We start from the raw sequence: 12,742 nt of genomic DNA on the forward strand, positions 1-12,742 counted from the left end.
AAATATGTCCGAACATCCTCAAGGACAAAAGCATTGTTCATTTTGCGGTAAAACGCAGTCTGAAGTCGGAAAGCTGATTGCAGGCGAGGACGCATACATTTGTAATGAATGTGTGGACGTATGCTTAGATTTGGTTCAAACCAGTCAGCAGGTAGAAACCAATGACTGGGCGAACCGTCCTTTGCCGAAACCGCATGAAATCCGTGCGGCGCTGGATCAATATGTGATTGGTCAGGACGTAGCGAAGAAAACTTTATCTGTTGCAGTATATAACCATTACAAACGTCTGAAAGTGCAGACCAATGGTAAGAAAGCAGATGACTCTGTTGAAATTGCTAAAAGTAATATCCTGCTGGTCGGACCGACTGGTTCGGGTAAAACCTTGCTGGCCCAAACACTTGCCCGCCTTCTCGATGTTCCATTTGCCATGGCAGATGCAACCACACTGACCGAAGCGGGGTATGTGGGTGAAGATGTAGAAAACATTGTACAAAAGCTTTTGCAAAAAGCTGATTATGATGTCGAAAAAGCGCAGAAGGGTATTATCTATATCGATGAGATCGACAAGATTACCCGTAAGTCGGAAAATCCATCAATCACACGTGACGTATCGGGTGAAGGTGTACAGCAAGCCTTGCTGAAAATGATCGAAGGTACAGTTGCTTCCATTCCTCCTCAAGGTGGGCGTAAGCATCCGCAGCAAGAATTTATTCAGATCGATACCTCAAATATCCTGTTCATTTGTGGTGGTGCATTCTCAGGTCTTGAGAAAATTGTCCAGCAGCGTCAGGAAAAAGGTGGTATTGGCTTTACTGCGGAAGTCCGTAACAAAGATGAAAGCAAAAAGCTGTCTGAGCTGTTCCGTCAGGTCGAAGCGACTGATCTGGTGAAATTCGGTCTGATTCCAGAATTTATTGGTCGTCTACCAGTGATTGCGACGCTGGATGAACTGGATGAAGAAGCGCTAATGCAAATTCTGACTGAGCCGAAAAATGCTTTGACCCGTCAGTATAAGCATCTGTTCAAAATGGAAAATGTAGACCTGGTCTTTGAAGACTCGGCTTTACGTGCTGTGGCGAAAAAAGCCCTGGAACGTAATACCGGTGCGCGTGGTCTGCGTTCGATCCTGGAAAATTCATTGCTTGAAACCATGTATGACCTGCCGAGCCGTAGCGATGTAGGTACTGTGGTGGTGAATGAAGCAGTAATTAATGGTAAAGCTGCACCAGAGTTTCGTGCTGAGCGTCAACCACATGACGAACCAGAAACAGCAGCAAAAGTTGATTTAAAAGTGGTGAATAGCAAATCTGCCTGAGAGTTGCTATTCGTCAGAAACGTGTGAAAACCCCGTGTTTTCACACGTTTTTTATTTCCAAAAATAAAAGCAGATGCTAATCTCAACATCTAGGCGTGGACGCCGAAAGTTATAAAAAATATATCGCAAAGCACTTGCATACAAGAATAAAGACGCAGTGAGGGATAAGCATGCGTGGAGTCGCCATCGTATTCATCGGCAGTTTGGCGCTGATGGGTTGTCACGGTAAAAAAGCCGTAGTTGAACCTACACAGCCGCTCAGTACTTTAAAAAATATTGATCTTGAAAAAAAACCAGGCTTCGTCGAGAAGCACAAGGTAGGCATGTTCACGATTGGTGGTTGGGTGAACCAGAAACAGGGTCATCATTTCCAAACGGTTAAGCCACAGCATGAAGAAGCAGCTATTGTTTATTTATATCGTCCAGATTCAAAATGGAACCGTCAGGAAATTGTAGCTGCGAGTCTGTTTATCAATCAGCATCGCATTCCAAGTTTACTGCATAATCACCATTACTGGATCGAGCTACCTGCAGGCACTTATCGTTTAAGTACTAGCCGTCCTTTGGGTGCTCTGCACTTTCAGACACCTAAATATCTGGACTTTACGGTAGAAGCAGGACAGTCCTATTTTATTAAATATGATGAGGAAAATCTCAGCACCCGTCGTAGTGTACCGGGACCGCTGATGCTAATGCCGAATAATGTGGGTTTAAATGAAATTGCTTTTACCCAGTTAAAGTCAGACAGTTTTAACTTTTTTGCACAGGATCAGCAAACAGGAAAAATCCGCAAAAAAGCCCAGAAGATTAAACCGACTGCTTATGATCCAAGCCTAGACGTACAATTGACCACGCCTTTTAAACTTTGGGATCCGCGGACTTGGTAATTTGGATAGTTCTTTGAGGAAAGATAATAAAAAAGCACCCTAAATGGGTGCTTTTTTATACAGCTTTAATTAGCCCGCAGCAGCATCAACTACTGGAATCTTGCCAATTTTAGCTTGCCAGATTTTCGGTGCAGTGGCATGAATAGAAGTACCATTCACATCAACCGCGACAGAGACCGGCATATCTTTCACCACAAACTTGTAGATCGCTTCCATACCCAGGTCAGCAAAGGCAACCACTTCAGCTTCACGGATCGCTTTAGACACGAGGTACGCAGCGCCACCTACAGCCATTAAATAAGTCGCTTTATTGTCTTTGATTGCTTCAACGGCAGCAGGACCACGATCCGCTTTACCGATCATGCCAAACATGCCGGTCGCTTCAAGAACTTGACGTGTGAATTTGTCCATACGCGTTGCAGTGGTAGGACCTGCAGGACCAACGACTTCATCACCAACTGGATCGACTGGACCTACGTAGTAGATGAACTTGCCTTTAAGATCAACAGGAAGTTCTTCACCATTGTTCAGCATGTCCACCATGCGTTTGTGCGCAGCGTCACGGCCAGTGTAAATTGTACCGTTAAGAAGCAGCGTATCGCCTGGTTTCCAGGAGTTCATTTCTTCTTGCGTGATGTTGTCCAGATCAACGCGTTTAGACGTTGAAGAATCCCAAGTCACAGATGGGTAGTCTTCAAGTTTTGGTGCCTGAATATGTGCAACACCTGAACCATCAAGTGTGAAGTGTGCATGACGAGTCGCAGCACAGTTCGGGATCATACCGACTGGTTTACCTGCAGCATGACAAGGATAATCTTTGATTTTAATATCAAGTACAGTGGTTAAACCGCCAAGACCTTGTGCACCAATACCCAAAGCATTTACTTTTTCGAAGATTTCGATACGAAGCTCTTCCATTTTGCTTTGTGGACCACGACGAAGCAATTCGTCCATGTTGATCTCTTCCATCAATGCTTCTTTGGCAAGCATCATGGCTTTTTCAGCAGTACCACCGATCCCGATTCCCAGCATACCTGGTGGACACCAGCCTGCACCCATGGTTGGAACAGTTTTCAGTACCCAATCCACGATTGAATCAGATGGGTTTAACATTGCTAGTTTAGATTTGTTTTCTGAACCGCCACCTTTGGCTGCCACAGTGATATCTACTTTATTACCAGGCACAAGCTTGTGGTAAATCACGGCAGGAGTGTTGTCTTTGGTGTTCTTACGACCAAATGCAGGATCAGCCAGAACTGATGCGCGAAGCACGTTCGAGTTTTCTAAATAACCCTGACGTACGCCTTCATTGATTGCATCATCCAGGCTCATGGTTAAATCGAATTTAACGTCCATGCCCACTTCAACAAATACGTTGACGATACCGGTATCTTGACAGATTGGGCGGTGGCCTTCTGCACACATGCGTGAGTTAATTAAGATTTGTGCGATCGCATCTTTAGCAGCTTTGTTCTCTTCACGATCATACGCACGGCTCATCGCTTGGATAAAGTCTTGTGGGTGATAGTAAGAAATGAACTGAAGCGCATCTTTAACCGATGTGATCAAGTCATCTTGCTTGATAATAGTTGTCATACAAATATCTCTTGAGCGGGCTGATAGCTAGCGGGCTAAATTATAAGACAAAAGAATCGGGTTGTGGGCATTTTGGGCGAGCATTGGCCGAAAGTTTATAGTTTAAGCAATCTGAGCAAGCACTTTAGCTATTCAATGGGTCAAATATGATAGCCAGTTGTCATATTCAGTGTCATATTTCAGATAAAAAATATGCATAATTTTGATAATTTTTTCTCAAGTAATTGAATTTTATTGTTTATTTAAAATTTAATAAAAAACTAGATTGTCATATAACTGTCATAAAACTTTTACATAATGCAGCTATTGAAACGGGAGATCCTAACAATGGTTACAGGTATTTTGATGGCAGCTGGTTTTTGTGTATATATCGCTGCAACTTGGATGTATGGTCAGAAAGAAGATCAAGCCTAAGCTTTATCTTCTTTTTTATTTGAACCCCTCAAAGAATTAACCTATCTTCAAATCTTCAAATCTTCAAATCTTCAAATCTTCAAATCTTCAAATCTTCAAATCTTCAAATCTTCAAATCTTCAAATCTTCAAATCTTCAAATCTTCAAATCTTCAGATCCAGTTCATCAAACTATAAAAACATTTGAAAACTCAAATTTAAAAAGTATCTTTCTTATAGCTTACTCAAGCCATGCTGACCATTTACATTTTTAACCCAGAAAAACTCAAAGCCTGAAAACCCTTACACATGCGGCATTTTTTATTGCTTAGACTGTTTCTCTCAACTTCTAGAAACAGGCAAGTAGAATGAACAATTTTAATGCAAGTGATATTAAAGAACATGCTTCAGTCATTGCTTCATGTGGTACTCAAGTCGGGAAGGTGGACCATTTAGAAGGTCAGGATTCAATTAAATTAACAAGAAGTGATGATGAAAATAATGAGCATCATCTGATTCCCTTGAGTTGGGTAAGTGAAATCAAAGACGATAGCGTCGTGCTCAATAAAACTGCGGAAGAGGTACGTAAAGAGTGGACTACCTTATAAGAAATTAAAGTTAGTGGACTGAAAAGCAGGGCTGCTTCAGCTTAATTTTTTATGTCACAGACTTTATGAGTAACCGTTGAAAATGCCAGTTCGAAAGACTGGCATTTTTATTGTTTATTAAAACGAGATAATGATCGCGTGCTGAATTTATTGAAGCTATGAGTGTTTTTTTATAAAAAAACCACCTGATTTTTCAATCAGATGGTTTGGAAAACTTAAATTCAAGAAGTATTAAGCTTCTTGCTGCTCAGCCTGAATCGCAGTTAAGGCAATGGTAAACACGATGTCATCGACCAAGGCACCACGCGACAGGTCATTGACCGGCTTATTCAAGCCTTGCAGCATTGGTCCAACACTGACTACATTGGCAGCACGTTGTACCGCTTTATAGGTCGTGTTACCGGTATTCAGATCCGGGAAAATAAATACATTGGCACGTCCAGCCACTTGTGAATCAGGTGCCTTTTGGCGCCCCACGCTTTCCACCGATGCTGCATCATATTGTAATGGCCCATCAATCAACAGGTCAGGACGACGTTCTTTGGCAATGCGTGTAGCTTCCGCGACTTTTTCCACATCAGCGCCAGTACCCGAAGTTCCTGTCGAATAGGAAATCATGGCAATGCGTGGATCTATACCAAAGGCTTTGGCAGAATCGGCGGACTGGATTGCAATTTCGGCCAGCTGTTCTGCATCAGGGTCCGGATTGATCGCACAGTCACCATACACATAGACTTCATCTGGCAACAGCATAAAGAATACGGAAGATACCAGTGAGTAATTCGGTGCGGTCTTAATGAGTTGAAATGCAGGTCGCACCGTATTGGCTGTGGTATGAATCGCTCCCGAAACCAGACCATCGACTTGATCCAAGGCCAACATCATGGTGCCAAGTACAACAGTATCTTGCAATTGTGCTTTGGCTTGCAACGCATCCAGCTTGCCTCTGCGTAACTCAACCATTGGCTCGATATATTGATCACGGATAGTGTCTGGGTCAATAATCTGTAGATCAGCAGGGAGCTGAATCCCACGTGCCTTGGCAACCTCGGCAACAGACTCTGGTTTTGCCAAAAGGATACATTGGGCAATGCCACGTGTCTGGCAAATCACGGCAGCCTGTACAGTACGTGGTTCATCACCCTCTGGGAGTACAATACGTTTTTTCGCTGCAATCGCTTTCTGTACCAGCTCATAACGGAAAGCTGATGGAGAGAGGCGAGGATGTAGGTTGTTCTGAGTATGTTGATCCAGCCAGTTATTGTCAATATGACTTGAAACAAAACGGGTAACCTGCTCAGCGCGTTCAATATCATCAATTGGAATTTCATTGCCAAAACGATTTAAGCGTTGTGCTGTTTCAAGTGTATCAAGTGAAGTATGCAGAATTGGCAAACCTTGCTTAATTGCACTTTGGCAAAACTCTAAAACATTGTCTGAGGGTGGCGCCTGTTCAGTTAAAACCAATCCTGCCAATGGTGTACCATTGCTACTGGCGAGACTGGCTGCAAGCAGGGTGTCGGTACGCTGTGAGGCACTGATGATCAGCTCACCCGCAATAAACTTGTGCAGTTCAGATTCAATATTTGAGGCAATCAGGCTGGTATGTAAAATACGGCGCTGTTTTGCTTCGCCCTGATGCAGCCATGTCCCCTCAACAATTGCTGCAATATCCAAACTACGTGGCACACTCAGGATATTGCTGAATGGAACCAGACCGATAATTGGCAATTCATCTGTTCCCATAAAGCGGTTATAGCGTTGCAGCTCTAATGAAAATTCGGCAATTTGCTGGTCCAGACGTAGGCTTGGGTCAAGTGTGACAGGAATTTTAGCCGTGCCGTCTGGAAGCCCCTTGGTTCGCATGAACAGAACCCCTGTAGTGCGGGGTGAGGCTGCGCCGCCAAACTGACGTAGATGGGCATCGACTTTTTCTGCTGTCTTGCGTGGATCAGCAAGATCGGCGGTACTGACCAAAACCACCTGGGCATCCAGCGCCTGCGCAAGCGCAGCATTGATTTCACTGGCAAAATGGTCTTGTCCATTGGGAACAAGGCCCTCGACAATAATTACATCATGATCAACCGCAATCTGGCGATGCAATGCAACCGCCTCTTCAAGCAGTTCATCTGTCTCACCTAATGCAATCAGTTGAGTCAATCTTTCATAAGTAATCGGTTCAACCGAACGACGATGGAATAGATGACGATATAGGGTGGTAGTGCGGTCAACCGTCGTATCTGCAATTTGTGAAAATGGCTTGAGGAACCCCGCATTAATTCCTTTACAGTCCAGTGCGTAAATCATGCCTAAACAGGCAGAGGTTAAACCAACACCCTCACCTGTAGGAATCAGTAAAATTGTATTCATAAGTTATGTCAGTCGCAGAATAATAAAAATCAGTTAAAAAGTGGCCAAGCCTGCTTATGCAGGCGTTACCTCAGCTTTAGACTTTTTTGCAGTATTGCGCTCCACTTCAAGTTCAACAACACTTTGAACTTCTTGTGCGATACGGCCTTCTTCATCTGTTGGCACTACCCAGATTTGTGGGCCTGTGCCTGAATCGATTCGGCCTTCGGTACCGCGTTTCAATTCATTGTTGGCGTTTTTATCCAGATTGAAACCAAAATGAGGCAGATAAGTCATGGTTTTTTCGCGGATATACGCCGAGTTTTCGCCAATGCCGCCAGTGAAGAACAGACCATCAAGACGTGGCAGACCACAGCTCAACGCTGCCAGAGATTTAGCTAAACGGTAGCAGAAAACTTCAATCGCCAGTGCGGCATCTTCATTGCCTTGCTCTGAGGCTTCAATCAGGGTACGCATGTCATTGGACAGATCAGACAAGCCCAAAAGACCACTTTGGCTATTCAGCATCTTGTCAATTTTATAAATATCCCAACCCAGGTTTTTTGCCAGGAAGCTGTGCAGACTTGGGTCAACATCGCCACTGCGTGTGCCCATAACAATACCTTCAAGTGGAGTTAAACCCATTGAGGTATCTACACTTTTCCCATTCCAAACGGCACAGGTCGAGCTACCATTACCTAAATGCGCGGTTAACCAGCCACCTTGTTTGAAACTGCCTGCCAGTTCAGAACCACGCTCTGACACATAGGCATGACTAGTCCCGTGGAAACCATAGCGACGCACACCATGGGCGGTATATAAAAATTTCGGCAGGGCATAACGATAAGCATGCGCTGGCATGGTTTGGTGGAAGGCAGTATCAAATACCGCAACCTGTGGTAATTCCGGGAATAAACGTTTAGTGGCTTTAATGCCAATCAGGTGTGCCGGATTATGTAATGGTGCAAGCGGCGTTGCTTCACGAATTTTTTCAATAATCTCGTCATTGATCAGTTCAGCCTTGGTCAGGCTGCCACCATGTACGACACGGTGACCGATCGCGTCCGGACGGTAGTTGGCCAGACGTTCAAGACCCACTTCGAGTGCTTTTTTGTGGTCAGCAAATGGAATATGGATATCGACTGGCTCATTGCCAACCGTTACACCTTTAATGCGAGCATTCTCTGTGCCTAAGTTCTCAGCTAAACCATGAATACGGAAATTCTGCTCCTCAAGAAGTAATGCAAACTTGATTGAAGAAGAGCCACAATTAATAACTAATACTGATTTAGACACGATTGATTACCCAATTTTTAATTAAAATTCTCGTCCATTTGCTTGACCCAATTGCGGGCAATGAAGCAGCAATCCAGATCAATGAATATGTTTTAACATTTGTTTTTTTTCTGTCCTAGATAGACTTTAGCAGATTAGACTTAAGCATTATCGACCGATTTAACAATAATAACTAAAATTTATCAGTTCATAGTTTTCATTTATAAATAAAATGATGCTGAAAATATCATCAATAAGAATACTAAACTCTGCTTAAATTTAATTTTAGAACAGATTAATTCTTTAGTTTAGCGCCTGAAAAGGCACATATTGTTTTTACATACAATTCTATAAAGAGATTCATCAATAAAATAACCGGAAGGTTCTAATCCATCTATTTCAGTGTCAATTTTTCTGTCCATAAAAAACAGCCTCATTTATGAGGCTGTTTTAAATGAGCGATCTGAATACTTATTGGCGAATCTGACCATCACCAAAGACAATCCATTTCTGCGACGTCAGGCCTTCAAGACCGACTGGGCCACGAGCATGGATTTTATCGGTTGAAATCCCGATTTCTGCGCCTAAGCCATATTCAAAACCATCTGCAAAACGAGTAGAGGCATTGATCATGACCGAACTTGAATCTACACCCGCCAGAAATTCGCGAGCCAGACTGTAGTTTTCAGTAATAATGGAATCGGTATGATGCGAGCCATATTTGTTGATGTGCTCAATGGCTTCTTCTATACCAGAAACGACTTTGATCGCCAGAATCGGGCCCAGATACTCGCTATACCAGTCTTCTTCAGTGGCCGTAATGACTGCATCTCCAAGAATACGCTGGGTTTCCCGGCAACCACGAAGTTCGACTTTTTTCTCTTGGTAAAGCTCTGCGATGCGTGGCAAGAATTCTTCAGCGACTTTTTCATCGACCAGCAGGGTTTCCATGGCATTGCATACGCCATAGCGATGGGTTTTGGCATTGAGCGCAATCGGCAAGGCTTTCAACAAGTCCGCTTGAGCTTCCACATAGACATGACAGTTGCCATCTAAATGTTTAATGACCGGTACGCGTGCTTCCTCGGTAATCCGTTCGATCAGGCTCTTGCCGCCACGAGGCACAATCACATCCACATATTCGGTCATGGTAATCAACTGGCCCACTGCAGTGCGGTCAGTCGTATTCACCACCTGTACCGCAGCCTCAGGCAAGCCTGCGACTTTCAGGCCATGCTGAATCGCGACTGCAATTGCCTGATTCGATTCCAGAGCTTCTGAGCCGCCTCGTAAAATAATGGCATTGCCTGATTTTAGTGCGAGTGATGCAGCTTCCAACGTGACGTTAGGACGTGATTCGTAGATCATGCCGACTACACCTAAAGGCACACGCATCTTGCCCAGTTGAATCCCGGATGGTCGATAAGCCATATCACTAATTTCACCAATCGGATCTTTCAGGCCAATGACATCTTTTAGGCCCTGTAACATACCTTTAAAGCGTGTGGGGTTGAGTTCTAAGCGATCAAGCAGTGCAGGGTCCAGATTGTTGTTATGCGCCTTGGTCATATCTTTCTGGTTAGCAGCCAAAATAGCAGTTTGGCTATTTTCTAAAGCCGTATAAATAGCGGATAACGCATTATTTTTAATTTGGGTGGACGCGCGAGCCAAAATGCGAGACGCTTGGCGTGCCTGCTGTCCTACCGTTTGCATGTATTGTTCAATAGACTCTTGCATAGCGGTTTGATCACTTAGAAATTTCATTTCGATATTAACAGCCTGCTGCTGCACAATGAAGCCCATCTATTAAAAATCATCCGTTTTCGCAGACTTCTAAACATTTTGAAATTGTTTTCTGTTTAAAAGCAGATAAGTGGTCACTGAAGCGGTTGCTTGTGAAAAGCAGCTCTGTATAGAATGAAACACGTGGCATTGATGTCATTTATAATTATTAAAGAGCAGGATGCGTGTTCAGGCACACCGGAATGTGCCTGAATTATAAGATCTGTTAAGCATGACTTGCACAATAAAAATAAGGCAAGGACGGAGGAAAAGGAATATGAATTCCATTATCCACATGGACGCCCATGTATTGGAACAACATAGACACGATGGTTTTTTTGATTTTTATGATAAGCACAGTTTTAAGCAGCCACCACGCACCACCTGGATGGATGGCTGGAAAATCGAATATATGGCGATCGCCCGTCCAGATACCTTACATTTAAGACCAATGGTGATTATTGGGGGAGCTTTCCAGAATTTTAACTCCTACAAATATTGTGTAGAACAGCTTTTTGATGCAGGTCCCATCATTCTGATTGACCTGCCGTCCATGGGGGCCAACCAGCAGATTAGTAATGTCGACACAGGTCTGTCTGCCGGAACACTGGAGCTTGAAGACCTTGCTGCGATGCTAGGGCGCTGGCTGGAACAGATGCAGCTGCCGCAAGTGGCAATTTTAGGCATGTCCTTAGGGTCAGTGGTAGCTTCCTGTCTGGCAGATCAGCGTCCTGAACTGGTCGATCGGATGATTCTGATGGGCGTGATGCAGAAAACCCGTAAAAGCTGGCGAATGCTGCTGGAAGAATCCCTACACCTGATGAAAGAACAGCGTATGGATGAATTTGGTCAGGCCGTGATTTTGTATCTGGTGAATCATGCACGTTTGACAGAAACCCGTATGTCACCGACTGCAAAGCGTTTGTTCTTTAAACAGATGGCAGAATTTACGGTGACCGAGCAGGACCGCTATGATATTAACTGCAACCGTTTATTGCGTCTGACCAATGTGCCGATTCCGCAGTGCAAAGTGCTGGTGGCATGTGGGCAATATGACAGTTTTACCTTGCCACATGAAAATGCGAATTTTGCTCTGCAATGCCCGGATATGCAGTACGTGCAAATTGCAGGCGCCGATCATGTACCGCAGCTGCAACGTCGTAAAGAAACCATGCATTTATTTGCAACCTTTTTACGCGATGAAGCAGTTGATCAACTGGACGGCATTATTCCGTTTACTCGCGAACAGATACAGCAGCTTGAACGTCGCGGTGAAGAGAGGATTCAGGTGCAAGATTCACAGCGTTTCCTCAGTCATCGTCATTCTGATCTCATTTTAAAAGCAGAGATCGTGGACATGAATTTCTTTGGGGTATTGCTGGAGTTAGATGCAAAACAGGCAGTATGCGCAACAGCTTATCCTCGTGACTTGGCCTTGCATCTGGAAGATGATGTTGGGGAATTTCAGATTGAGTGCCTGATCTTTGAGCAGGATAATACTCAGCTGCATGCCTTATTCAAACATGGCAGTTTTGAAGTGGCAGAACGTTTATTGGCTTTTGTAAAACAGCAGAAAATTTTACAACATGCCGAAGTATTTGATGCGGCAATTTAAAAAAACATCACCATAAAAACAGCGTACTTAAACGCTGTTTTTTTTCACGGCATAAATCATCCAGACTAGATCACCTAAATGTTCATCTTTTTCTGGTGCTGGGTTTTGCTGACGAGGCTCGGCAAAATAACGTTGGGGTTGTTGTACCTCAACCTGGTCAAATCCTGCATCTTGAAAAAAGTGCTGCAGTTCTTGGGGGGATTTAAAATGAAAGGTAAACGCACTGCGAGACATGAATTTAAGCAGACGGCTACTACTCCAGATAAAGTTTGCCAGTTTATTTTTCACTGGTTCGGGGTAAATATCGCTAAGATAATGAACTGCCGGGAAATACTGCGCATTTTCTGTAATACCCTGCATCAGAATGCGTAACATCTGTTGATCGAAATAATTAATCAGTCCTTCACTAATGACCACTAAGGGCTGGCTGCGGTCAAACATCTGAAAAATACAGTCCAGCTCTTCACTAAAAATATCGGCAGTCAGGACTTCAGGTGCATGCTGATCAATTTGCTGTAAAGCCTGCGTTTTGATTTTGGCCATATCGGGCAGATCCAGTTCACGATAATTAATCTCTGGAAATTTCTGTCTGAAATTCCAGCTGCGTGGAGATAGTCCGCAGGCAATTTCAAGAACCTGAAGTTGTGGGTGTTGCTCAATTAGTTGACACAAATGCTCATCAATCATCTGATGGCGCTGCTTAAGTGTAGTCCGCATGCTACCGCCGACATGGCGTTCTGCCCAGGATTCAAGTGGATGAAGCAGTTTGGCCAGAAACTTGCCTTTGGATGTAGCAAAGGCTGGATGTGAGATTCCCATTTGATACCAGATATAGCCGGTATAGTGCGCCGTAAAAGAAATATGGCGATGTTGCGAAAGTGAGTCTGTCATATTTGTTCTGACCTTATTGTTATTTTTAAGTT

At 43.9% G+C, this 12,742-nt stretch carries 9 protein-coding genes; 4 read left to right on the forward strand and 5 right to left on the reverse strand.

Translation table 11 applies throughout. The features are described 5' to 3' along the window. Window positions 1-4: 4 nt before the first annotated feature. Both clpX and HGD77_RS02635 read left to right on the forward strand, forming a co-directional pair. Complete coding sequence (gene clpX, locus HGD77_RS02630; RefSeq protein WP_138743107.1) at window positions 5-1,315, forward strand: ATP-dependent protease ATP-binding subunit ClpX; 1,311 nt, start codon at window positions 5-7, stop codon at window positions 1,313-1,315. A gap of 170 nt (window positions 1,316-1,485) precedes the next feature. Beyond that, window positions 1,486-2,202 (forward strand): DUF2846 domain-containing protein, encoded by a 717-nt coding sequence (locus tag HGD77_RS02635; RefSeq protein ID WP_138743106.1) that lies wholly within the window; start codon window positions 1,486-1,488, stop codon window positions 2,200-2,202. Window positions 2,203-2,271: 69 nt separating this feature from the next. Here HGD77_RS02635 and HGD77_RS02640 read toward each other — a convergent pair whose 3' ends face one another. Next, window positions 2,272-3,798 carry a fumarate hydratase gene (locus HGD77_RS02640; RefSeq protein WP_064094815.1) on the reverse strand — a complete coding sequence of 509 codons (1,527 nt, stop codon included), beginning with the start codon at window positions 3,796-3,798 and terminating at the stop codon, window positions 2,272-2,274. 760 nt (window positions 3,799-4,558) lie between these two features. Here HGD77_RS02640 and HGD77_RS02645 point away from each other — a divergent pair. Beyond that, complete coding sequence (locus HGD77_RS02645; RefSeq protein ID WP_004729548.1) at window positions 4,559-4,798, forward strand: DUF2171 domain-containing protein; 240 nt, start codon at window positions 4,559-4,561, stop codon at window positions 4,796-4,798. Window positions 4,799-5,029: 231 nt separating this feature from the next. Here the strand turns inward: HGD77_RS02645 and pta are convergent, their stop codons facing one another. From pta to HGD77_RS02660, 3 genes are all read right to left on the reverse strand, one after another. Continuing rightward, the gene (gene pta, locus HGD77_RS02650; RefSeq protein WP_086044121.1) at window positions 5,030-7,168 is read right to left on the reverse strand and encodes a phosphate acetyltransferase; all 2,139 of its coding nucleotides are present in this window, start codon (window positions 7,166-7,168) and stop codon (window positions 5,030-5,032) included. A gap of 54 nt (window positions 7,169-7,222) precedes the next feature. Further along, window positions 7,223-8,443: an acetate/propionate family kinase gene (locus tag HGD77_RS02655; RefSeq protein ID WP_168730658.1), complete on the reverse strand. Its 1,221-nt coding sequence runs from the start codon at window positions 8,441-8,443 to the stop codon at window positions 7,223-7,225. Between the two features lie 450 nt (window positions 8,444-8,893). Next, entirely contained in the window at window positions 8,894-10,159 is a 1,266-nt protein-coding gene (locus HGD77_RS02660; protein ID WP_138743129.1) for a glutamate-5-semialdehyde dehydrogenase, read from the reverse strand. A gap of 322 nt (window positions 10,160-10,481) precedes the next feature. On the opposite strand from HGD77_RS02660, the gene HGD77_RS02665 reads away from it, so the two are divergent. Further along, window positions 10,482-11,819, forward strand: coding sequence for an alpha/beta fold hydrolase (locus HGD77_RS02665; protein ID WP_138743105.1), 1,338 nt, complete (start codon window positions 10,482-10,484; stop codon window positions 11,817-11,819). A gap of 27 nt (window positions 11,820-11,846) precedes the next feature. Here the strand turns inward: HGD77_RS02665 and HGD77_RS02670 are convergent, their stop codons facing one another. Further along, a complete protein-coding gene (locus tag HGD77_RS02670; protein WP_138743104.1) occupies window positions 11,847-12,710 on the reverse strand; it encodes a class I SAM-dependent methyltransferase in 864 nt (287 codons plus the stop codon). Between the last annotated feature and the right edge of the window lie 32 nt (window positions 12,711-12,742).

The sequence above is a fragment of the Acinetobacter sp. NEB149 genome (assembly GCF_012516415.1).
GTDB classification, from domain to species: Bacteria; Pseudomonadota; Gammaproteobacteria; order Pseudomonadales; family Moraxellaceae; genus Acinetobacter; species Acinetobacter lwoffii_V.